The sequence below is a fragment of the Actinophytocola sp. genome, assembly GCF_009379765.1.
Lineage (GTDB): Bacteria > Actinomycetota > Actinomycetes > Mycobacteriales > Pseudonocardiaceae > Actinophytocola.
In genome coordinates this window covers 1-21,758 of record NZ_WHTD01000142.1, presented here as the reverse complement: position 1 = coordinate 21,758, position 21,758 = coordinate 1, and the positions used below count along the sequence as shown (strand labels likewise).

At 70.9% G+C, this 21,758-nt stretch carries 25 protein-coding genes, 2 pseudogenes and 1 riboswitch; of the genes and pseudogenes, 21 read left to right on the top strand and 6 right to left on the bottom strand.

The features are described from left to right. The 3 genes from GEV28_RS32355 to GEV28_RS32345 all read left to right on the top strand — a co-directional run. Positions 1-1,178, top strand: a 1,178-nt coding sequence (locus tag GEV28_RS32355; protein ID WP_291416419.1) for a class I tRNA ligase family protein, incomplete at its 5' end; no start/stop codon positions are given. Then, on the top strand, positions 1,175-2,032 hold the full coding sequence (locus tag GEV28_RS32350; protein ID WP_291416418.1) for a TatD family hydrolase: 858 nt from the start codon (positions 1,175-1,177) through the stop codon (positions 2,030-2,032). The genes GEV28_RS32355 and GEV28_RS32350, both read left to right, overlap by 4 nt. 288 nt (positions 2,033-2,320) lie before the next feature. Beyond that, positions 2,321-3,868 (top strand): resuscitation-promoting factor, encoded by a 1,548-nt coding sequence (locus GEV28_RS32345; RefSeq protein ID WP_291416417.1) that lies wholly within the window; start codon positions 2,321-2,323, stop codon positions 3,866-3,868. Positions 3,869-3,967: 99 nt separating this feature from the next. Here the strand turns inward: GEV28_RS32345 and GEV28_RS32340 are convergent, their stop codons facing one another. Next, positions 3,968-4,099, bottom strand: a complete 132-nt coding sequence (locus GEV28_RS32340; RefSeq protein WP_291416415.1) for a hypothetical protein — start codon at positions 4,097-4,099, stop codon at positions 3,968-3,970. Between the two features lie 116 nt (positions 4,100-4,215). On the opposite strand from GEV28_RS32340, the gene GEV28_RS32335 reads away from it, so the two are divergent. Both GEV28_RS32335 and GEV28_RS32330 read left to right on the top strand, forming a co-directional pair. After that, positions 4,216-4,875: a DddA-like double-stranded DNA deaminase toxin gene (locus GEV28_RS32335; RefSeq protein ID WP_291416413.1), complete on the top strand. Its 660-nt coding sequence runs from the start codon at positions 4,216-4,218 to the stop codon at positions 4,873-4,875. A gap of 6 nt (positions 4,876-4,881) precedes the next feature. Next, positions 4,882-5,349 carry an Imm1 family immunity protein gene (locus GEV28_RS32330; protein ID WP_291416411.1) on the top strand — a complete coding sequence of 156 codons (468 nt, stop codon included), beginning with the start codon at positions 4,882-4,884 and terminating at the stop codon, positions 5,347-5,349. Between the two features lie 88 nt (positions 5,350-5,437). On the opposite strand, the gene GEV28_RS32325 is transcribed toward GEV28_RS32330, so the two are convergent. From GEV28_RS32325 to GEV28_RS32315, 3 genes are read right to left on the bottom strand one after another with little or no spacing between them, the layout of a single operon-like run. Then, the gene (locus GEV28_RS32325; protein WP_291416423.1) at positions 5,438-5,632 is read right to left on the bottom strand and encodes a DUF397 domain-containing protein; all 195 of its coding nucleotides are present in this window, start codon (positions 5,630-5,632) and stop codon (positions 5,438-5,440) included. Positions 5,633-5,654: 22 nt separating this feature from the next. Next, the gene (locus GEV28_RS32320; protein WP_291416409.1) at positions 5,655-5,861 is read right to left on the bottom strand and encodes a DUF397 domain-containing protein; all 207 of its coding nucleotides are present in this window, start codon (positions 5,859-5,861) and stop codon (positions 5,655-5,657) included. A 34-nt stretch (positions 5,862-5,895) separates the two neighbouring features. Continuing rightward, the gene (locus GEV28_RS32315) at positions 5,896-6,765 is read right to left on the bottom strand and encodes a DUF5753 domain-containing protein (protein ID WP_291416406.1); all 870 of its coding nucleotides are present in this window, start codon (positions 6,763-6,765) and stop codon (positions 5,896-5,898) included. A 309-nt stretch (positions 6,766-7,074) separates the two neighbouring features. Between GEV28_RS32315 and GEV28_RS32310 the strand changes: the two genes are divergently transcribed. The 13 genes and pseudogenes from GEV28_RS32310 to GEV28_RS32250 all read left to right on the top strand — a co-directional run bounded on the left by GEV28_RS32310 (position 7,075) and on the right by GEV28_RS32250 (position 16,222). Next, positions 7,075-7,368, top strand: coding sequence for a hypothetical protein (locus GEV28_RS32310; protein WP_291416404.1), 294 nt, complete (start codon positions 7,075-7,077; stop codon positions 7,366-7,368). Further along, positions 7,365-7,616, top strand: coding sequence for a hypothetical protein (locus GEV28_RS32305; protein WP_291416401.1), 252 nt, complete (start codon positions 7,365-7,367; stop codon positions 7,614-7,616). The genes GEV28_RS32310 and GEV28_RS32305 overlap by 4 nt, the downstream gene beginning before the upstream one ends. Then, on the top strand, positions 7,609-7,851 hold the full coding sequence (locus tag GEV28_RS32300; RefSeq protein ID WP_291416399.1) for a hypothetical protein: 243 nt from the start codon (positions 7,609-7,611) through the stop codon (positions 7,849-7,851). Before GEV28_RS32305 ends, GEV28_RS32300 begins: the two co-directional genes overlap by 8 nt. Positions 7,852-7,855: 4 nt before the next feature. After that, entirely contained in the window at positions 7,856-8,383 is a 528-nt protein-coding gene (locus GEV28_RS32295) for a helix-turn-helix transcriptional regulator (RefSeq protein ID WP_291416397.1), read from the top strand. A gap of 181 nt (positions 8,384-8,564) precedes the next feature. Beyond that, positions 8,565-9,262: pseudogene (locus GEV28_RS32290) on the top strand (sigma-70 family RNA polymerase sigma factor); the annotation flags it as partial. A 106-nt stretch (positions 9,263-9,368) separates the two neighbouring features. Further along, complete coding sequence (gene tgmA / locus GEV28_RS32285) at positions 9,369-9,668, top strand: putative ATP-grasp-modified RiPP (protein WP_291416395.1); 300 nt, start codon at positions 9,369-9,371, stop codon at positions 9,666-9,668. A 7-nt stretch (positions 9,669-9,675) separates the two neighbouring features. Then, the gene (tgmB, locus tag GEV28_RS32280) at positions 9,676-10,641 is read left to right on the top strand and encodes an ATP-grasp ribosomal peptide maturase (RefSeq protein ID WP_291416393.1); all 966 of its coding nucleotides are present in this window, start codon (positions 9,676-9,678) and stop codon (positions 10,639-10,641) included. After that, positions 10,638-11,789, top strand: a complete 1,152-nt coding sequence (locus tag GEV28_RS32275) for a methyltransferase domain-containing protein (protein WP_291416391.1) — start codon at positions 10,638-10,640, stop codon at positions 11,787-11,789. The genes tgmB and GEV28_RS32275 overlap by 4 nt, the downstream gene beginning before the upstream one ends. 103 nt (positions 11,790-11,892) lie before the next feature. Then, positions 11,893-12,756: a 16S rRNA (adenine(1518)-N(6)/adenine(1519)-N(6))-dimethyltransferase RsmA gene (gene rsmA / locus GEV28_RS32270; RefSeq protein ID WP_291416422.1), complete on the top strand. Its 864-nt coding sequence runs from the start codon at positions 11,893-11,895 to the stop codon at positions 12,754-12,756. A gap of 94 nt (positions 12,757-12,850) precedes the next feature. Beyond that, a riboswitch (SAM riboswitch) is annotated at positions 12,851-12,940 on the top strand. A 202-nt stretch (positions 12,941-13,142) separates the two neighbouring features. Further along, a pseudogene (locus GEV28_RS32265) lies at positions 13,143-14,146 on the top strand (methionine ABC transporter ATP-binding protein). Between the two features lie 312 nt (positions 14,147-14,458). Next, entirely contained in the window at positions 14,459-14,728 is a 270-nt protein-coding gene (locus GEV28_RS32260) for a ribbon-helix-helix protein, CopG family (RefSeq protein ID WP_367115240.1), read from the top strand. After that, complete coding sequence (locus GEV28_RS32255; RefSeq protein WP_291416389.1) at positions 14,728-15,138, top strand: type II toxin-antitoxin system VapC family toxin; 411 nt, start codon at positions 14,728-14,730, stop codon at positions 15,136-15,138. The genes GEV28_RS32260 and GEV28_RS32255 overlap by 1 nt, the downstream gene beginning before the upstream one ends. A gap of 121 nt (positions 15,139-15,259) precedes the next feature. After that, complete coding sequence (locus GEV28_RS32250) at positions 15,260-16,222, top strand: 4-(cytidine 5'-diphospho)-2-C-methyl-D-erythritol kinase (protein WP_291416386.1); 963 nt, start codon at positions 15,260-15,262, stop codon at positions 16,220-16,222. Between the two features lie 300 nt (positions 16,223-16,522). Here the strand turns inward: GEV28_RS32250 and GEV28_RS32245 are convergent, their stop codons facing one another. Continuing rightward, complete coding sequence (locus tag GEV28_RS32245; protein ID WP_291416384.1) at positions 16,523-16,735, bottom strand: hypothetical protein; 213 nt, start codon at positions 16,733-16,735, stop codon at positions 16,523-16,525. Positions 16,736-16,908: 173 nt separating this feature from the next. Between GEV28_RS32245 and GEV28_RS32240 the strand changes: the two genes are divergently transcribed. The 3 genes from GEV28_RS32240 (at position 16,909) to GEV28_RS32230 (ending at position 21,237) form a co-directional block, all read left to right on the top strand. Further along, positions 16,909-17,634: a hypothetical protein gene (locus GEV28_RS32240; RefSeq protein ID WP_291416382.1), complete on the top strand. Its 726-nt coding sequence runs from the start codon at positions 16,909-16,911 to the stop codon at positions 17,632-17,634. A 40-nt stretch (positions 17,635-17,674) separates the two neighbouring features. Next, entirely contained in the window at positions 17,675-19,483 is a 1,809-nt protein-coding gene (locus GEV28_RS32235; RefSeq protein ID WP_291416380.1) for an ABC-F family ATP-binding cassette domain-containing protein, read from the top strand. A gap of 89 nt (positions 19,484-19,572) precedes the next feature. Continuing rightward, positions 19,573-21,237, top strand: coding sequence for a fatty acyl-AMP ligase (locus GEV28_RS32230; protein WP_291416378.1), 1,665 nt, complete (start codon positions 19,573-19,575; stop codon positions 21,235-21,237). Between the two features lie 2 nt (positions 21,238-21,239). Here the strand turns inward: GEV28_RS32230 and GEV28_RS32225 are convergent. After that, a partial coding sequence (locus GEV28_RS32225) for a hypothetical protein (protein ID WP_291416376.1) occupies positions 21,240-21,758 on the bottom strand: 519 nt, incomplete at its 5' end.

Genomic DNA, 21,758 nt, shown 5'->3' with positions numbered 1-21,758 from the left:
GCCGGGTGGACTGGCGGCCGAACGTGCTCAAGTTCAGCCAGAACCTGCTCGACGACCTGCGGCCGCGGGCCATCACCCGCGACCTCGACTGGGGCGTGCCGATCCCGCTCGACGGCTGGCGGGACCGGCCGATGAAGCGGTTCTACGTGTGGTTCGACGCGGTGATCGGCTACCTGTCGGCCAGCGTCGAGTGGGCGCGCCGGTCCGGTGACGACGACGCGTGGCGGGAGTTCTGGACCAACCCCGACGCCCAGGGCTACTACTTCATGGGCAAGGACAACATCGTCTTCCACTCGCTGATCTGGCCGTCGCTGCTGCTCGGCCACAACGGCGCGGGCGACAAGGGCGGCGAGCCGGGCCCGTTCGGCACCCTGAACCTGCCGACCGAGGTCGTCTCCAGCGAGTTCCTGAAGATGAGCGGGGCCAAGTTCTCCACCTCCCGCGGCACGGTCATCTACGTCAACGACTTCCTGCGCGAGTTCGGGCCGGACAGCCTGCGCTACTTCATCTCGGTGGGCGGCCCGGAGACCCAGGACGTCGACTTCACCTGGGAGGAGTTCGTCCGCCGGATCAACTTCGAGCTGGCCAACGAGTGGGGCAACCTGGTCAACCGGTCGGTCTCGATGGCGCACAAGAACATCGGCTCGATCCCGCGCCCGACCGCGCCGCAGGCCGCCGACGAGGAGCTCAAGGCGCTGTCCCGCAACGCGTTCGACGTCGTCGGCGGGCACCTGCGGCGGTCGAGGTTCAAGCAGGGGGTCGGCGAGGCGATGCGGGTCGTCGGCGCGGCCAACAAGTACATCTCCGACCAGGAGCCGTGGAAGAAGAAGGACGACCCGGAGCGGCGGGACACCATCCTGCACACGGCGCTGCAGGTCGTCTCGGACGCCAATACGATGCTCACGCCGTTCATGCCGCACGCGGCGCAGAAGGTGCACGAGGCGCTCGGCGGCACCGGCGTGTGGGCGGCCCAGCCGGAGCTGCGGGAGGTCGAGGACCTCGACGTGGCCGGCCGAATCAACCCGATCCTCACCGGTGACTACGCCGCCGAGCGGGCTCGGTGGGAGTCGACGCCGATCGAGGTCGGCCGGCCGCTCGAGAAGCCGACGCCGCTGTTCGCCAAGCTCGACCCGAAGCTCGGCGAGACCGGCCCCGAGTGGGCGCCGATCACGTCGTGAGCAAGCGCGAGGGGGAGCCGTTGCCGTTGCCGGCGCGGCTCCCCGTGCCGATCGTCGACGCGCACACCCATCTGGACGCCTGCGGGGCGAAGGACGCCGCCGGCGTCACCGCCATGGTCGACCGGGCGGCGTCCGTGGGCGTGGGGCGCGTCGTGACCGTCGCGGACGACCTGGCGGCGGCTCGCTGGGCCGCCGCGGCCGCGACGTGGGACCCGCGGGTCTTCGCGGCCGTCGCGGTGCACCCGACCCGCACGGCGGCGTTCTCGGACGCCGACCGCGCGGTGGTCGAGGAGCTCGCCCGGAGGCCGCGCGTGGTGGCCGTCGGCGAGACCGGGCTCGACTACTACTGGGACTACTCGCCGCCCGCGGCCCAGCAGGAGGCGTTCCGCTGGCACATCGACCTCGCCAAGCGGATCGGCAAGCCGCTGATGATCCACGACCGCGACGCGCACGAGGACCTCTACCGGATCCTCGCCGAGGAGGGCGCGCCCGAGACGGTGGTGTTCCACTGCTTCTCCGGCGACGCCGAGTTCGCCCGCCGCTGCGTCGACGCGGGGTACGTCCTGTCCTTCGCCGGAACGGTGACATTTCGCAATGCGCGGGCGCTTCGTGAGGCCGCGGCGGCCGTTCCCGTTTACCAGATTTTGGTGGAGACCGACGCGCCTTTCCTCACCCCGCATCCGTTCCGGGGCCGGCCCAATGAGCCATATGGCGCTGTGTACACGATCGTGGACCTTGCGCAGCTCAGAGGCGTGGATGTCGCGGAGCTAAGTGCAGCCGTATCGACCAACGCGGAGCGAATCTTCGAACTTTCGGGTGACACTGAGCGTGATTCCGGGGGTCACGAGTCGTGATCACTGCGACAAACGGGCGACCCATGCTGCGCCATCCGTGGAGTGACCGACGTCACGACACTCGTCCTGGTGTTTGCGCAACCTGCCCGGCACCGTTACTGTCCCGTGACCGTAGCCCGGGACGGCGCGGTTCCGGGAAGCCCGCAGTCAGGCCAGTGCACGTCGGGGCCGGTCGTTTCCTTAACGGCCAAGGGATGGTCGCTGGCTACGGGATGTCGTAACAGAACGAAAGCGCGTACGCCGCGCAGTAGATGGGCTCGGCTACGGCCTTCTGGAGGTATCGACCCTGTGAGCGGAAACAGATCCGGCGGTTACGGCGGTTCTAACAGCGGCTTCGCCGAGACCGACTGGTTCACCCCGGTCGAGGCGCCGTCGGCCACCGCGACCGCGGTGATGGACCCGGACTTCCGCGCCTGGCGCTCGGAGTTCCCCGACTTCTACGACTCGGCGGACACCGCGTACGACGGGCAGCTGACCACCGCCGACATCGACGGCTACTCGGCCTCGCTCGCGATCACCCCGTCCGACGTGCGCACCGCGCTCGGCCCGCAGGCCGACGACCTCATGGCCCAGGCCAACGTCGACGTCGACGAGCTCATCCGGCTGATCAACGCCGAGACCACGGTCCTCCCGATCATCCCGGACGAGCTGTCCGAGGACCGGGCCTACGCGCTGCCGATGGAGGAGACCGAGGACGCGCCCCCTGGGCTCGTCACCGGCATCAAGCGCTGGAAGAAGACGGTCCTCAAGGCGACCATCGCCTCGGTCCTGGTGACGCTGATCGGCGGCGGCGCCGCGGCGATCGCGATGAACAAGTCGGTCACCGTCGACATCGACGGCCAGGCCCACCAGGTCAACACCTACGCCGACACGGTCGGCGAGGTGCTCGCCGACGAGGGCATGTCGGTCGGCTCGCACGACGCGCTCTCGCCGTCGCCCGCCGCGAGCATCAACGACGGCGGCAAGATCGTCCTGCAGCGCGGCCGCCAGCTGCACCTGACCATCGACGGCGAGAAGCACGACTTCTGGGTCCGCGCCACCACCGTCGAGGACGCGCTCAAGCAGATCAACCTGTCCGCCGAGGGCGCCTGGGTGTCCGAGGACATGGGCAGGTCCGTGCCGCTCAACGGCATGGCGCTCGAGATCAAGACGCAGAAGGACATCACGCTCTTCGACGGCGGCAAGGCGCCGAAGGCGATGCAGACCACCGCGGTGACCGTCGGCGAGCTGCTCAAGGAGCTCAAGCTCAGCCTCGGCCCGGACGACAAGGTGGCGCCGGGCGGCAAGCTCAAGATCACCGACGGCGCCGAGGTGCGGATCACCCGCAACGGCGTGACGGTGGTCAACAAGACCGAGAAGGTCCAGCCGCCGGTGCAGGAGGTCGAGGACCCCAACGCCGAGAAGGGCACCGAGGTCGTGCTCGACCCGGGTGCCGCGGGCGAGCGGATCGCGACGTACCGGATCACGGTCAAGAACGGCGCGGAGGTCGCCCGGGTCGAGATCGGCTCCAAGGTCACCAAGCAGCCGAAGCCGAAGGTCATCCGGGTCGGCACCAAGGAGCCCCCGCAGCCGGTGATCTCCGACGGCGAGGTGTGGGACGCCCTCGCGCAGTGCGAGTCGACCGGCAACTGGGCCATCAACACCGGCAACGGCTACTACGGCGGTCTCCAGTTCAACAAGAGCACCTGGGACGCCAACGGCGGCGGCGAGTACGCCGAGTACCCGCACCAGGCGACCCGCGAGCAGCAGATCGCGATCGCGACCAAGGTCCGCGACGGCCGTGGCGGGTACGGCGCCTGGCCGCACTGCTCGCAGCAGCTGGGCCTGCCCCAGTAGGCACTTCCCGACCGGCCCCGGGCTCGCGCACGAGTCCGGGGCCGGTCGGCGTCCTCCGCTCGCCACGATTCGGCCGCCGGTCTCGAGGAAGGCGGCGGCCTACTCCTTCGCGCTCCTTCGGATCATGGGCTGGTTGCCGTCGATCCTGCGCGACGTCCACGTGCCCGCCGAGGACGTGCCGTGGATGTTCGGCCTGGCCATGGCCATCGGTATCCAGCTGGTCGTGTTCATCCCCGCCTGGGCCAAGCAAAGGCTGCGTCAAGCGACGCGACGACCAGGTGCATCGTCCCGTTCGCGTCGTAGACAACGAGGTGGTCAGCCCTCATGCGCACCCACCCTTCGTGCACATGACCGGCCGGCCGTTGGCAATCAACTTCGTGTGTGGGCTGACCGCGGGCTCGGCCGGCGTCTGTTGCGAGACTCCCACACTGCTCGCGCCAGGCTGTCCTTTCGTCACTCGGGTGGATATGGTCGGCTGGGCGGCGGCAGTAGTCCTCACGCCCATTCTCACCGAAGGAGTCCAGGCCGTGCGCAGGTTCGTCCTGGTTGTGCTCGCTGTTGTCGCGGTGTTCTGGGTCTTCGATCCCTTCGGCGACGAGTTGCCGGAGGCGACGGACTCCGGCTGGGTCGCCGAGCAGCGCGCGGCGCTGGAGGGCAAGCGGCTGACCACGGGCCGGTTCAAATCCACCGAACACGACACACTGGAGGTCACGAGCGGGTGGAGGCCGATCTCGGACCGCATCGTGGAGGTACTTCGCAACTCGCCGCACTTCCCGCCCTTCCCCGGCGGGAGGCCGAACGTCGCGGGCGACGTCGAGACGAAGGTGGCGATGATGATGCGAGAAGCGGAGGCCACCACCGGCGTGGTGGTGATCAACAACGACGAAGTCTGTAGCGGCCCTATGGGGTGCACGGCGGCGGTGCCGGTCATCCTTCCGGAAGGATCGACGCTGTACGTGTGGGAACGCAACGAAGACGAGCCGGTGACGTTGACAGGTAAGGGATGACCAGGAATGACCGCGGCCGACGAGCGACACTTGGTGTCCGTGCGGTTCGATGAACGATCGCACGAGTGGAGAATCGTGGCCTCACGATCCAAGTGGCCGGCTCTGGTGGAGGAGATCCTGACCCCGCCGCCGGCCGACTGCCCGCAGTGGGTACTAGGGCTCCGTACTGTCGCTGTCGGCACCTCAGCCGACCCCAGCGAGGGCAAGACGCTGTTCCTCGTCTCGGTCGGCCCTGGCGTGGCCGCGGCTTACTACCGGGACATGCCTGACGGAGCGGCTCACGGCTGGGTCACCCACAATCCGCATCCGCTCGTCGATGCGCCCGAGCTGGCGTTCTCGTCGCAGGGGTGGAACACGTTCCCCTCGAAAGCCGTGTTGCACACTGACGAGGTGCGTCCGGCTATCAGCGAGTTCCTGACCACCGGCCGGCGCCCCGAGTGCATCGAGTGGCAACAGTCCGAATGGATCCAATGACGGCGCTGGGCAGCGGGCACCGACAACCCGAGAACATGAACAAGGCCCGGACCGAGCGGCGCGGGCCTTCCTCGTTGTCGGCGAGTTTCTACCGGTCGAACTGGCCGGCCTTGACGGCGCCGAGGAACGCCAGGTCGTGCTCGGCGCCGACCGCCAGGACCGGGGAGCGGGGCAGCTTCGAGTCCCGCACACCAAGCGCGGCCGAGGTGTGTCCGATCTCGACGCAATCGAGCTTTGGATTGCTGAAGCTTGGACTTGCCGAACACCGTGCTGTGCAGCGCAGCCAGGGTGTTTCGGCTCATGTGCTACTTCCGGGTCTTGACGAGGAGACTGTCGAACTGCTCGGCGTTGAACGCCAGACGGTGATCGGTGGGCGTGCCGAAGACCGTCTTGGTGTCGCGCATCTCGACCCAGCCGTCCCGCCGGGCGACATGCACGCAGTCCTTGTCTGGGTCGCTTCTGCTGGACTTGCGGAAGTCGCCCTCGGAGAACGTCGGCCGGGCGTTGATCATCTGCGGCTCCCTTGGGATGTCGGTGGGGTCTGCATTATTCGAACTCGCGAGCTACCTTGCGCACGAATTTCCGGGACTCGTCGAAGCTCAGAGCTGCGGTGGCCAGACGAGTCCATGCGGTGTCATAGGCGGTCAAGGCCTTCTTGTCATCGAGGTAGCGGATCTCGCCTTCACCCTCGGTGTAGGCCAACTCCAGCGGCCCGGCCACCCCTGGCGAGGGGACACGCATGAGTGTGAAGCGATTTCCGATGGGTGACCTTCTGCCGGGTCGAGCGTTGAACGGCATCACCTGAATCATCACGTTCGGCTGGTTTGACAGCTTGATCAAGTAGTCCATCTGCTCGCACATGACTTGCTCGTCACCCCAGACGCGTCGTAGGCACGACTCGGACAACACGAAGTGCACGCTGGGTGCTTCGGGTTTGTCGTAGATGTCCTGGCGTGCCAAACGCGCCTGCACGCGATCTTCAAGAGTGAGATCACCCTGCTCGGGCATGTCTGCGTGAAGAGCTCGGGCGTACGCCTCGCACTGCGCCAGCCCTGGCATGACCTCTACCTCGGCGGAGCGGATCTGGTCGGCGTGCTTCTCCAGATCGATCCGGAGTCGGAGATCCTCGCTGTAGGCGCGGTGGTAGCCGCTGGACCAGAAGCCGCGCTTGTGGCCGTCGCGGCGTAGTTCGAGCAGCGCGGCCTGGTAGCCGGCGTCGGTGAATCCCAGCTTGTTCGCCAGCCGTTCGAGGTCTCCGACGGCGATGTTGCCCTTGCCGTCGATCAGGCCGGCCATGCGGGGCTGGCCGGTCTCGATCAACGCTGCCGCCTCGGACTGATTCTTGCCCGCGGCGTTGATCATGTGCTCGATCTCCTTGCCGAGCAGCAGCTTCTTGGCAGTGCGAACCGTAGCCATGCCGTCGTGAGCCCTTTCTGGATGACGGGTCCGTGCGCGTGTTGTGGACGGGGTCATCTTGCCCCGGCTACTCAGCGTATCGCGCAGGAGTACCCGTTTGGATGCGGCAGCAAAGGTTGATTATGCTCTTGGCTAGTATCATACTGAAATGACCTCAGGAGCATGTGCGACAAGACAATACACCGCATCAGGTCGGTGATAAGGAGGCGGGTTGCCGATGACCGCGATGGTGCTGGCGCCGTCTCTCGGCGTGCTTGCCCTGTTCGTCTTCCTGGCTTGGTTGGTGTGGATGGCCAACAGGAGCCTGCGGTGAGCGCGGTCGTCGGGGACATCGTCAGCGGCGTGTTGCTCGCCGGATTCGTGGTGGTCGCCGCGGTGTTCGTGAAGCGGGCCGTCGCGTACGTGCGGCTGCATCACCCGTTGGCCAACCGCCGGTTCCTGGCCCGGTACCGCGCTGAGCATCCCCAGAACAGCCGGACCACCGTCGAGGCGCTTTCGACCTCCCCGGCGCTTCCGGTGGTCCGGCCCCGTACTCCGGCAGGCGCGCGCGGTGCCCCTACTGCCGCGCCTGCCGGCTCCACCCGGGGACGGCACACCGGATGAACAGGCACGGGGAGACGGAACCGGCGGATGACGACCGCCGGCTGACCGTGCCGGTGACGCGACGGTGCTACGCGCGCTCGGTCGTCTTCCAGGCCGGCCGACCGGGGCTGGTGATCGACTACGGCGGCGCCGGGCTCGAGTTCGAGATGGACGATCCGGAGGACGCGCACGAGTTCGCGGTGGTCCTGGCCTACGCGGCGCTGGTGTTCGGCAGCCAGTGCCGTTACCTGGGCGGCCGTCATGGCTGAGCAGCTGACCACGCGGGCGGTCGAGTGGTTGATGTCGCCCTACGACCAGACCTGGCACGTGTTCCCCGGCGAGCAGCTCGCCGACCAGACGCGGCCGTTCATCGAAGCGCTGTGCGGGCATTCCGTCCCGGTCAAGCTCGTCGAGCACACCCCACCGGACCGGCTGTGCCCTCCGTGTGTGCGGGCCTTGGGCGCGTGGATGCCCGACGTGACGCCGTGGGGAATGGGGGACTAGCACCATGTCGGAGTCGGAGATCCCGGATATCAACACCGAGGCCGAGGCGTTCCTCGCCGCGCTCGGCGATGAGCTGCGGCGGGCCCGCGAGCGCCGGGGATGGACCCGGCAAGACCTTGTCGACCGGCTCGGGGCGGACATCTCGACCAACACCCTCGCGACCTACGAGTTCGGCACGCGCGGCATGGGCCTGGCCCGGTTGTTCCATCTCTGCCTCGCGCTCGATGTCCGGCCGCGCGACCTGGTCGAACGGGCGTGGGACCGGGTGGTTGGGTCGGACACGTTCGTCTACGTCGACCTCGCCCGCTTGGCGCGGACCACCGCCGAGCGGTTGCGGCCCCTGCGCCCGTGGGCGCAGCTGCGCGTTGACGAGCTGTCCGACGGCGACCGGACCGAGGTCCCGTTCATCGCTGACGCGCTGGACAGCATGGCCGCCCTGTGCCGCATCGACCGGGTCGAACTCGTCGACGAGCTGGTCAGCAACGGCATCGCCCGACAGCCCCACAACCGAACCGGAGGCGTTGACACCTAGCTCGGCCCCGCTCGGGCGGCGTGACCGAGTCGCCCGGCAGGCGAGAACTGATCCCCACCTCACCCGCGAGGGAGATCCGCTCGTGACCACCATGGCGATCGTTCAGTCCCCAGCACGCCGGCAGACCCGATCACGCCGGCCCGCACCAGCAGCCGCCGCCTGCGCCCGACCGGACGCCGAGCTGGACGCCCGGCTGATCGAGGCGGTGCGGCGGGGTGAGACCGGGGCATATGGCCAGCTCTACCAGCGGCACCTCGCCTCCGCGCACAACCTTGCACGGCAGCTCAGCCGAGGACCGACCGAGGCGGACGACCTGGTCGCCGAGGCGTTCGCCAAGGTGCTGGACACGTTGCTCGACGGGCGCGGGCCGGACTCGGCGTTCCGCGCCTACCTGCTGACCGCGCTGCGACACGTCGCGTACGACAAGACCCGCCGGGACCGCAGGATCGAGCTGTCCGAGGACGTCGGCACGGTCAGCGGGGTCCGCGTCGAGGCGGTGAGCGTGGTGTCCACCGACACAGCGGTGGCCGGGTTGGCGTGCACGCTGGTGGCCCTGGCGTTCGGCCGGCTGTCCGAGCGCTGGCAGGCGGTGCTGTGGCACACCGAGATCGAGGGCCAGGCGCCGGCCGAGGCGGCGCCGTTGCTGGGTCTGACCCCGAACGGGGGGTGTCCGCGCTGGCCTACCGCGCCCGCGAAGGGCTGCGACAGGCCTACCTGGAGGCACATCTGACCCAGCCGGCAGAGCGGCGCTGCCGCGCGACCGTGGAGCGGCTCGGCGCGTGGACCCCCGGCGGGCTGTTCAAACGGGAGAAGGCTCAGGTCGAGGAGCACCTGGACGGCTGCGGCCGCTGCCGTGGCCGCGAGCTGGCCGAGGCCAACCCCAGGCCGGTCCAGCGGCACTGCGCAGCCTGACGAAGAGGCCACCGGGAACCCCTTACTCCCGGTGAACAAGGAAACCTTACGACACAAGGAAAAGGAGACACTGTTGACCAGCATCCTCGAGGACCCGGTAGTGCCGGACCTGTTGCCCGCGCGGCCGGCGGAGTTGACCATCTCCAGCGATGTTCCCAGCCAGGACGACAGGCGCCCGTTCGGCCTGACCCGTCTAGAACAGGTGCCTGACGGGGTGGCGATGGTGTCGCTGGACGGGCTGACCTACGACCCGGTGTGTCAGCTCAACGTCGACACCGCGGGGCGACCGGTCGTCGAAACGACGGCGCCCATCCACGCCGCGACGAGCTACGACACCCGGTACGACATGACCTGGGTCGTGGACAAGGACTGATCCGCTGATGGCTGCCCCTTCGGTCCTGGTGATCACCCGCGACATCGACGTCACCGCCGACCTCGTGGTGCGCGAGCTGACGCGGCGGGAGGTTGCGGTGGCGCGGTTGGATCTGGCTGACTTCCCGCAGCGCCTGACCCAGACCTGCCATCTGGCCCCAGGCCGCAGCCGGTGGACCGGGGCGGTGCGAGGTCACCAGCGCAACGTGGATCTTTCCGCGGTCCGCGCCGTCTGGTACCGCAAACCCTCACCGTTCACGGTGACAGGCCTGTCGCAGACCGAGGAGCAGTGGGCGACCGCCGAGGCCCGGATGGGCTTCGGCGGCCTGCTCACCGCCCTGGACGCCCGGTGGGTCAATGATCCGGCGCGCCTCGCGGTGGCCAACCAGAAGCCGTACCAGATGGCGGTGGCCGCCGGCTGCGGGCTGGTGGTGCCGGAGTCGCTGCTGACCAACGATCCCGAACAGGCCCGGGACTTCTGCCGGTCACACCCCGAGGGAGTGATCTACAAGCCGCTCTACGGCGGTCCTGGCAGCGAGAACGGACACCGCGTCGCGCTGCGCGCGGACACCGTGACCGCCGACGAGATCACCGACGGCGTGCGCCGCACCAGCCACCTGTTCCAAGTGCGCGTGCCCTGCGCGTATGCCGTACGGCTCACCATCGTGGGCCGACGGCTGTTCGCCGCACGCATCGACACCCCGGCCGGGGTGTCGGCGGTGGACTGGCGGGCGGTGCACGACCACCTCACCTACACCCGCGTCGACGTGCCCGACACTGTCGCGGCCGGGCTGCGGGCGGTGATGGACCGGCTTGGCCTGGTCTACGCCGCACCCGACTTCGTCGTCGACCACCAGGGAGCCTGGCATTTCATCGGCGACCTGAACCCCAACGGCCAGTGGGCGTGGATCACTCCGCTGCGCGCGGACATCACCGCCGCGTTGGCCGACGAACTCACCAAGGACCAACAATGACCGCTGCTGACGACACCGCCGCGCTGCGCGCCGGCCTCACCGACCAGATCAGGGACATGCTGGTGTCCCCGATCTGGCAAGCGGCCTTCCAGCACGTGCCGCGGCACCTGTTCGCCCCCCGCTTCGCCATCCACGACCCCGACACCAACTCCTTCACCCACCACGACACCGCCGACATCGACCCGGCACGCCGGGCCGCCGCGCTCGCGGCGGCCTACACCGACGACACCCTGATCACCCAGTTCGACGCCGGCGTCCCGGTCAGCTCCTCCACCGAGCCCAGCCTGATGGCCGCGATGCTGGAGGCCCTCGACGCCCAACCGGGGCATCGGGTCCTGGAGATCGGGGCGGGCACCGGCTACAACGCCGCCCTGGTCTGCCACGCGCTCGGCGAGCAGCACGTCAGCACCATCGACGTCGATGGTCGGTGTGTGGACGCCGCACGCACCACGCTCGCCGCCGCCGGCTACCGGCCCACCCTCGTCTGCGGCGACGGCGCCGCCGGGCTCGCCGACCGGGCTCCGTTCGATCGGATCATCGCCACCTGCGGTGTGGACCGTGTGCCGACGGCGTGGATCGACCAGCTCGCCGAGTACGGTGCGATCCTGGTCAACGTCAGCAAGGGCATCGTCCTGCTCCACCACACCGGGCCCGGCACGGTCTGCGGCCGGTTCCACAGCTCGGCGGGATTCATGCCGCTGCGCTCGGCCGACTACACCGCCCGGTGGAGCAACCAGCACGTCCTCGAGGTCACCAGCGGCACCGCGGACCACGTGCACACCACGCCGGCCCCGCCCGCGCTGGAGTTCACCACCGCGGCGTTCCTCACCAGCCTGGTCGCCGACCGCAGCCAACTGGTGTTCGTCGACTCCGACCGCGGCACGGTGGCGTCCTACCGGTGGGCACATCCGGCCACCCGCTCCTGGGTCCGCGTCGACCTCGCCGGCTCCGACGCCACCGTGCACCAGAGCGGCCCACGACAGCTGTGGACCGAACTCGCCCCGCATCTGGATACCTGGCAGCACACCGGCCACCCCGGCATCGACCGTTACGGCCTCACCGTGCAGCGCGACGGCACGCACACGCTGTGGCTCGACGAGCCGGAGCGGACCGTCCACGTTCTCCCCGCCGGTGGGGTTCCGGAGTAAGTAGAACTACCCGGCGTAATAGATCGGTGCCGACCCGAAGCCCCTGGCGGACGACGGCCCGTAGCCGTGTGGTCCGCGCCGGCTGCCCTAGGCTCGCCGGGTGATGCGCGACGGGACCGAGGCCGGCAGCGCGCTGCTCGGCCCCGCCGACGTGCGGCGGCTGGCGGCCGAGCTCGACATCCGGCCGACCAAGAGGCTCGGCCAGAACTTCGTGCACGACCCCAACACCGTGCGCCGCATCGTCGCCGCCGCCGGGCTGACCGCCGAGGACGTCGTCGTCGAGGTCGGCCCTGGGCTCGGCTCGCTCACCCTCGCGCTGCTGCCGGCCTGCCGGGCGGTCCACGCGGTCGAGATCGACCCCGTGCTCGCCGAGCGCCTGCCGCGCACGGTCGCCGAGCGGGCGCCCAGCCTCGCCGACCGGCTGCGCGTCATCGAGGACGACGCCGTGCGGGTGGCCGCGGCCCGGTTCGGCGAGGCGCCGACCGCGCTCGTCGCCAACCTGCCGTACAACGTCTCCGTGCCGGTCGTGCTGCACCTGCTCGCCGAGCTGCCGTCGCTGCGCCGCGCGCTGGTGATGGTCCAGGCCGAGGTCGCCGACCGGATGGCCGCGGGCCCCGGCTCGAAGGTCTACGGCGTGCCCAGCGTCAAGGTCGCCTGGTACGCCGACGCGCGGCGGGTCGCGACCGTCCCGCGCACGGTGTTCTGGCCGGTGCCCAACGTCGACTCTGCGCTCGTCCTGCTGACCCGTCGCGAGTCGCCCCCAGGGGTGCGGAGCGAGGTGTTCCGGCTGGTGGACGCCGCTTTCGCACAGCGCCGCAAGACCCTCCGCGCGGCCCTCGCCGGCTGGGCCGGATCGCCGGCGCGCGCGGGCGAGCTGCTCACCAGGGCGGGCGTCGACCCGAGCACCCGCGGGGAGCAGCTCACGGTGAGTGACTACACCCGGATCGCCGCCGCCGCGCTCGGCTGAGCATGGGCCGTCTGTGTGATTTGGCAGATAACGGGCCCAATCTGGCAGCAAGGGAGTTGCACACAGCCGGGGCCGTCGGTTCTACTACATGGGTATTCCATCCCGAGCGGCCGAGAGACCTGGCTCAGTGAAGCCGCAGCAACCACCCACGGTGGGCAGGTGCTAACGCCAGGTGCGATGGAGGAATGAGAACGATGGTCATGCTCACTTCCAGGCGGGTCATAGATCAGTGCCGGCGCACGGTCACGGGCTGTCGTCGCATGTGCTCAGCAAGCTGATTCGAGCCATCCGACCTTTCTGACATCCCTCCGGCCCTTCTGACGGGCCGACTCGACACGCAACCACCGCTTCGATGAGCGGTCTGCGCGCCTGGACTGGAGCACATCGTGATCACCCTCGAGAACCTGAGCAAGACCTTCCGAAGTACCTCCGGGTCCGTCGTGGCCCTCGACGACGTCACGCTCGACGTCCCGGCCGGCGTCATCGCCGGCGTCGTCGGCCCCGCCGGTGCCGGCAAGTCGACCCTCGCCCGCGTGCTGTCGCTGCGCGAGCGCCCGGACAGCGGCGTCTTCCGCCTCGACGGCCTCGACACCGGCGCCTTGGACGAGCGCACGCTGCGCATCGCCCGGTCCCGCATCGGTGTCGTGCCGTCGGGCGAGTCGCTGCTGGGCCAGCGGACCGCCGCCGGCAACATCGCGCTGCCGCTGGAGCAGGCCGGCGTGGACGGCCCGCACCGCCGCGAGCGGGTGGGCAAGGTCCTGGACCTGATCGGGCTGACCGACAAGGCCGCGATCTACCCCGCGGACCTCTCGGCCGGTCAGCGCCAGCGTGTGGCCGTGGCCCGCGCTCTGGTCGGCGACCCGGCGGTGGTCCTGGCCGACGACCCGACGGCGACCCTCGACGAGGACGGCGCCGCGGGCGTGCTGGCCGTGCTGGACCGGGCCCGCGCCGAGCTCGGCGCCACGATCCTCGTCGCGACCCAGGACACCAGCGTCGTGCGGCGGATCGCCGACGACGTGGCGGTGCTCGACCACGGCCGGCTGCTGGAGAGCGGCCGGCTGCTGGAGCTGGTGCGCGACCCGGACAGCCTGGTGGCACAGGCGGTGCTGCCGGTGATCGACCCGGTCGCGGGGTGGACTACCCGGGCGTGGCGGACATCGTGCTGGTCGGCTTCGCGGCCATCGGGTCGCTGCTTCCCGAGGCGGCGAGCCGGTTCGGCACGGACATCGCCGTGATCGGCGGCGGCGTGACCCGCATCGGCGACACCCCGGTGGCGCGCTTCCGCCTGGGCCTGTCGGGCGACCGGACGCCCGTTGCCCTGGCATGGCTCGAGGAGCGCGGCGGCTCGGTGCGCCGGCTGGCCCGCGGCCCCCGCAGCGTGGCCGCCTGACCCTTGGCTCGTGGGAGTTGGCCGCTGCCTCCGCGCCGGCGGCGGCCACCCCACCCACCCGAGGTTTCGTGGTGGCTGAACCGCGTGACCCACGCGACTCCGCTCCGATCAGGCCACCCCCATGCTCACCACGATCGGTGAACTGACCTCTCGCTGAGATCGGGACCGGGTTATGGACGAGCACCGGAGAGTTCGTCTCGGTCCGGATCATTTGTCTCGTTCTGTCACCGTCAGCGTCCACACTGTCACCGCCGAAGCGCGACCGAGGCGGCCGTGGTACCGAACGTGACATTGGATTGGTACCATCTTCGCATGGCAATGAATTTGCGGTTGGGTGCTGAGGCGGAGGCAGCCTTGCGGGCCGAAGCCCGGCGCACCGGGCGCTCGCAGCAGGACATCCTGCGCGAGGCGATCGGGAAGTATCTCGGGCTGATACCCAGCCAAGCCGGTGACACCGATCCGTTGATCACCCGTGGCAAGGTCGCGCCGCCCCGTGTCCAGTTCCGGGATGTGCGGCCGCGACTACACCTGCGGCCGGGTGAGAGCAGCCTGGACCTGCTCGACCGCGACGACCGCATCTGATGCGCGTCTATTTGGACAGCAGCGCACTGCTAAAACGGGTCATCGAGGAGTCGGAATCCGAGCAGCTACGGGTCGTGCTGCGGGACCACGTCGACGAGCGCGCCGTGCTGCTGTCATCCCAGCTGGCATCAATCGAGGTAAGTCGGGCCATCCGAATGCGGTTCGACACCGGCTACGCGGCCGCGGCGGACTTCGTCGACGATGCCATGTCTGGTGTCGCTGAGCACCCGGTCGGAGACGAGGCCGTCAGCCTCAGCCAACGGCTCAACCCGAACCGGCTGCGCTCGCTCGATGCCATCCACGTCGCGTCCGCAATGCTGCTCGACGCCGACCTGCTGATTACGTACGACGACCGCATGGCCGATGCTGGGCAACGGAACGGGCTGCGCTGCGCTGCGCCTGGCCGTTGATGCCAGGGAGGCGCGAGCTGTGGACAACTCGCGCGGTTGTCCAGCCGACGGGAGCCGGCCGGCTACCGGGAGCGGGCGAACGGGGCGCGGTCACCTGCGGCGGTGCCCGTAGGCTGAACGGGTGCTCGCTGTTGTGCCCCGTCCGGTCACCGTCCGGGTTCCGTCCAAGGTGAACCTGCACCTCGCGGTAGGCGCGGTGCGCAAGGACGGCTTCCACGAGCTGACCACCGTCTTCCAGTCGCTCTCGCTCACCGACGAGGTCACCGTCGCCATCGCGGACGAGCCGGGCGTCGACGTTCAGGGCGAGGGCGCGACCGCGGTGCCGACCGGTGGCGCGAACCTCGCCTGGCGCGCGGTCGAGGAGCTCGCCAGGCACGCCGGCAAGGGCGCGGAGGAGCCCAAGGTCAAGGTCCTCATCCGCAAGAACATCCCCGTCTCCGGCGGCATGGCGGGTGGCAGCGCCGACGCCGCCGCCACCCTCGTCGGCCTCGCCAACCTCTGGAAGCTCGAGATGGGCCGAGACGACCTCGCCACCGTGGCCGCCGCGCTGGGCAGTGACGTCCCGTTCATGCTCCACGGCGGCACCGCGCTCGGCACCGGTCGCGGCGAGCGGATCGTCCCGGTGCTGTCCCGGCACACCTTCCACTGGGTCCTCGCCTTCGCCCGCGGCGGCCTGGCCACTCCCAAGGTCTACGGCGAGCTCGACCGGATCCGCGCCACCGGCGAACCACCCCGCGTCGGCCAGGTCGAGCCGGTCCTCGAGGCCCTCGCCTCCGGCGACCCGCGCCAGCTCGCGCTCCTGCTCGGCAACGACCTCCAGGCAGCCGCCGTCTCGCTGCGCCCCGGCCTGCGCCGCACGCTGCGCGCCGGGGTCAACGCGGGCGCGCTCGCCGGCACCGTCTCCGGCTCCGGCCCCACCTGCGCGTTCCTCTGCGCCAGCGCCGACGACGCGGTCCAGGTCGCCGCCGAGCTCTCCGGCGCGGGTGTCTGCCGCACGGTCCGCGTCGTGCACGGCCCGGTCCCCGGCGCGCGTGTCGTCGGCGGCGAGGAGCCCCGCCCGGTCCCGCCCCAGGTACACGCCTGAGCGCATGCGGCCGATCGCGATCCTCCTCTGCGCGCTCGCGCTGGCCGGGTGCACCGCGGCGCCGCCACCGCCACCGGAACCCACCACCACGACGCCGCGGGACCGGGACGAGCGGGCCGCCCTCGCCGCGCTCCGCCAGGTCGACCCGTGCCGGCTCGTCGACGGCGGCACCGCGACCGGCCCACACGTGTGCCGCCTGCGTGCCGGCACCGACGACGTCACGGTCCGGCTCGCCACGACGCTGGCCGCCGCGCAGAAGGTCGACCGCTACTACCCGCGACCGCTCGGCGGCGCCAAGGCCTACGTCGAGCGCTGGTCCCTCGACCCGACCACCTGCGCCGCGCACCTGCCGGTGAGCTTCTCGATGGCCGTCAGCGTCACCGCGACCGGCTCCTCCCCGCGCTGCGCCACCGTCGAGACGCTCGCCGAGACCGCCGCGACCCGCCTCGCCACCCCCGACGGCGTGCGCACCCGACGGCCGATGGCCGACTGGGACCCGTGCGCGATGCTCACCTCCGCGCTCGGTCTCGGCCCCGGACGAGCGCGCCGGCATCGAGCTCGGCATCGACGGCTACGACGAGTTCGGCATCGACGGCTGCCGCGCCCGCCCGGGGCACAAGACCGTCCGGCTGTGGCTCCGCTACGGCCAGGACCCGGCGGCCGCCGGCACGGACACGGTCGGCGGCGTGCCGGTCGGCATCACCACGATCGGCGGCCAGTGCGCGGTGAGCTGGAGCAACGGCCTGGTCAGCGGCACCGACCCGGCGTTCACCGACCAGGTCGTGACCGTGCTCGGGCCGGACTGCGACCGCGCGCGCGACATCGCCGCCGAGGTGCTCGACGCGCCGACCGCCGGCCGGGCCGGGCCGCCGCAACGCCCGCTGCTCTACCGGCCCGGCGAGCCGGACCAGCCGGCCGAGGGCGCCTGCGGGTACGTCGTCAGCGACGCCGGCTCCTGCCACCCGTACCCCGGGACCGCGCTGCCCACGGGCCGGGCGGCGATCCTGCGGGCGGCCGGCGAGGACGCCGACGTGTCCTGCGCCGTGGCCGTCGACGCCGTGCGCGACCGGTACGGCGACCGGCTGTTCCCGGTGGCGTTCCTCGACGGCTGCACGTTCGCCGAGCCGGTCCGCACGGTGACCGTCGACGTCGGGCTCATGCCCGAGCCGCCGCCCGTCGCGCCGAACGCCGAGCGGACCGAGATCACCGGCCTGACCGCGTGGGTCGGCGACAGCACCGGCAACCCGGCGACCCGCCCCGTCACCGTCGAGCTCGACGGCGATGGCGCGCTGTCGGTCTCGGTCATGGTCCTCCCCGAGCCGGGCGGGCGCCGCACCGATCCCGTCGACCCCGCCAGGCTCGGCACCGCTGACGAGATCGCCGAGGACGTCGTGACCACGCACCTGGCCTGACCCCCGTGACCGCACCGCTCCCGGGTAACGTTGGGCCGTCATGGTCAACCTGGTCAACCTCGAGTCCGTCAGCAAGAGCTACGGCATGCAACCGCTGCTGGACGCCGTCTCGCTCGGGGTCGGCGCCGGGGACCGGATCGGCGTCGTCGGGCTCAACGGCGATGGCAAGACCACCCTGCTCGAGGTGCTCGCCGGCATCGAGCCACCCAACTCCGGCCGGGTCAGCCGCTCCCGTGGCCTGCGCCAAGCCGTCGTCACCCAGCGCACCGAGCTGCCCGATGGCTCGACCGTTCGGCACGCCGTGCTCGACCCGCTCGGGATCACCGCCGAGCACGAGTGGGCCGCCGACCCGCGCGCTCGCGCGATCCTCGGCGGCATCGGCATCACCGCGCTCGGTCGCGAGACCTGCTTGCAGGGTCGAGCCATCGACCTCGACAGCCCGGTCGCCACGATGTCCGGCGGCGAGCGCCGCCGGGTCGCGCTGGGCGCCGCGCTCGTGCAGGAGCTGGACCTGCTGATCCTCGACGAGCCCACCAACCACCTCGACGTCGAGGGCGTCCGCTGGCTCGCCGGGCACCTGCTCGCCCGCGGCACCGCGCTCGTCGTCGTCACCCACGACCGCTGGTTCCTCGACACCGTCGCCTCGTTCACCTGGGAGGTCGTCGGCGGCCGCGTCGAGCAGTACGAGGGCGGCTACGCGGACTGGGTGTTCGCCAGGGCCGAGCGTGCCCGGCTGGCCGCGACGATCGAGGAGAAGCGGCGCAACCTCGCCCGCAAGGAGCTGGCCTGGCTGCGCCGCGGTCCGCCCGCGCGCACGTCCAAGCCGCGCTACCGGATCGAGGCGGCCGAGGCACTGATCTCCGACGTGCCGCCGCCGCGGGACTCGGTCGAGCTGCTCGCGTTCGCCAAGCGCAGGCTCGGCCGCACCGTGCTGGAGCTCGAGGACGTGAGCGTCTCGCTCGGCACGCGCACCCTGGTCGACGGGCTGACCTGGCGGATCGGGCCGGGCGACCGGATCGGGCTCGTCGGCGTCAACGGCTCGGGCAAGACGACGGTGCTGCGGCTGCTCGCCGGCGACCTGGAACCCGACCGGGGCAAGCGGGTCCAGGGCCAGACCGTGCGGCTCGCGTACCTCAGCCAGGAGCTGCACGACCTGCCAGGCTCGCAGCGCGTGCTGGAGGCGATCGAGGAGATCGCGCGGCGGGTGACGCTCGGCAAACAGGAGATGTCCGCGTCGCAGCTGGCCGAGCGGTTCGGGTTCCCGGCCGCCCGCCAGTGGACCCCGGTGTCCGACCTCTCCGGCGGCGAGCAGCGCAGGCTGCAGCTCGCGCGGCTGCTGATGGCCGAGCCGAACGTGCTGCTGCTCGACGAGCCGACCAACGACCTGGACATCGACACGCTCCAGCAGCTGGAGGACCTGCTCGACGGCTGGCCGGGCACGCTGGTGGTCGTCTCGCACGACCGGTACCTGGTGGAACGGGTCTGCGACGCGGTGTACGCGCTGCTCATGGACGACAACACGGCCGGCCGGGTGACCCACCTGCCGGGCGGGATCGAGGAGTACCTGTCGCGCCGGGACACCCAGCTCCGCCCCGCGCCAGCGCCCGCCGCCGCGCCGAGGACCGTCTCGGGCGCCGCCGAGCAGCGGGCCGCGCGCAAGGAGCTGTCCCGGTTGGAGCGCAGACTGGACGCGCTGACGACCCGGGAGTCCGACCTGCACGCGGCGCTGGCCGAGGCGGCCACCGACGCCGAGCGGCTGCTCGCGCTGGACGCGGAGCTGCGGGACGTCCTTGCCGAGAAGTCAACTGTCGAGCAACGTTGGCTGGACATAGCGGACCTCGCCGAATAGGCCCCTGAGAGGTCGCGCAGGTAGGCCTGGCGGCGCCCGCCGCAGCGGGCATCCACCAACCTACCTGCGCGACCTCTTAGTCTTGAGCCATGAGTCGTTTCGTCGACAAGCTGATCACCACCGCCAATGACGGCGGCCGGCTGCGCGGGGTCACCACGGGCGAGCCGAACGAGGCCGTGCGAACCACGTGGGCGCAGGTGCACACGCAGGCTCGCGCCATGGCCGGGTCGCTGGTGTCCCGGGGCATGGCCAGGCACGGCGCGGTGGCGGTGCTCGCGGCCGAGCCCGCGGCGATCGGACCGGCGGTGCAGGCCGTGTGGCTCGCGGGCGGCAGCGTGACGATGCTGCACCAGCCGACGCCGCGGTCGGACCTCGCGGTGTGGGCGGAGGACACGCTGCGGGTGCTGAACATGATCGGCTCGAAGCTCGTGCTGCTGGGCGCGCCGTTCGACCAGCTGGCGCCGGTGCTCGACCAGCACGGCATCGGCTACGTGCTGCTGGCCGACCTCGCAGGTGGCACCCCGCTGGCCGACCTGGTCGAGGTCGACGAGTCCGCGCCCGCGCTGCTGCAGCTGACGAGCGGGTCGACGGCCGACCCGAAGGCCGTGCGGATCACCCATGGGAACCTGCTGTCGAACATCACGGACATGGCCATGGGGGCGCGGCTCGACCCGTCCTCGGACATCATGGTGTCCTGGCTGCCGATGTTCCACGACATGGGGATGGTCGGCTTCTACACCACGCCGATGGCGATGGGCATCGAGCTGGTGAAGGTCACCCCGGTGGACTTCCTTTCCGGGCCGCTGCTGTGGGCGGAGCTGATCTCCAAGCACCACGCGACGATCACCGCCGCGCCGAACTTCGCCTACGCCCTGCTCGGCCGCCGACTGTCCGGTGTGGACGATCCGGCGGCCTACGACCTGTCGTCGATGCGTCTGGCCCTCAACGGCGCCGAGCCGATCGACGAGAAGGCCGTGCGCGCCTTCACCGACTCCGGTGCTCGGTTCGGCCTGCCGCCCGAGTGCGTGTTCCCGGCCTACGGGATGGCCGAGGGGACGCTGGCCATCTCGTTCCCGCCGCCGTTCACGGGTCTGCGCCTGGACTACATCGACGCCGACGCTCTCGAGTCCGGCCGGCGGGCGGTGCCGGTGTCGCCGGCCACGCCGCACGCCCGCTCGTTCGCGTTGCTCGGTCGCCCGCTGCCGGGCTTCGAGGCCCGGATCGTCGACCCGTCCGGCGCGGTGCGCGGCGAGCGCGAGGTGGGTGAGATCCACATCCGCGGCGCCGCGGTCACCCCCGGCTACCTGACCGTGGACGGGCCCGTGGCCACGCAGGACGCGGACGGCTGGCTGGCCACCGGCGACCTCGGGTACATAGTGGACGGTGAGATCGTCATCTGCGGCCGGGCGAAGGACGTTATCATCCTCGCGGGCCGCAACATCTACCCGACGGACATCGAACGCGCGGCGTCCACAGTGGAGGGCGTCCGCGCCGGCAACGCGGTGGCGGTCCGCCTCGACGCCGGCACCCGCCGCGAACGCTTCGCGGTGGTGGTCGAGTCCAAGTTGTCCGGTGACCCGGACGCGGTGAAGGTGCTGCGCAAGGAGATCGGCGCGAGGGTGTTCGAGTCGGTGAACGCCCGGCCCGTGGCGATCGAGATCCTGCCGCCGGGCACCCTGCCGAAGACCCCGTCAGGGAAGCTTCGCCGAGCCGCGGCGGGCGAGCAGCTGGCGGACCGGCTGAAGGGCGCGTGACACTAGAGCTGCCGCCGTCGAAGCTCGTTGACCCACGCGAGGCGCAGCGCCTCGACCGCGCCCGAGTGGTAGCCCTGCCCGATGAAGAACGTTCGGGACAGCTTGACCCCGGCGATGTCGTCGGGCCCCGGCCCGTCACCGGGATCGGTGACGGCATCGGCAAGCAACTTGACGAGCCGCTCCACGTCGCCCGGCCGGTACCCACGTTCCCCCGGCGGCGCGGGAGGCAGCGGAAGGGCGAGGAGATCGGTGTCCCGCCAGGCATCCTCGAGCCGCTGCCAGGCCGAGGCCACCTGCCCGGCCCCCGAGCCGCCGCCCGACGGCGCCTGTCCGGTGGTCGGCGCGACCCGCGTCGTCGGCGCCGCCGTCGGCCGGTTGGCCGCGGGCAGGACTTGACCTGATCCTGGCGGCGCTTCGCGGTCGTCCGGCGCGACGTGGGGGGTCGACACACCGACGTGGGGGGTCGACACGGCGGCGTGGGGGGTCGACACGGCGGCGTGGGGGGTCGACACGGCGGCGTG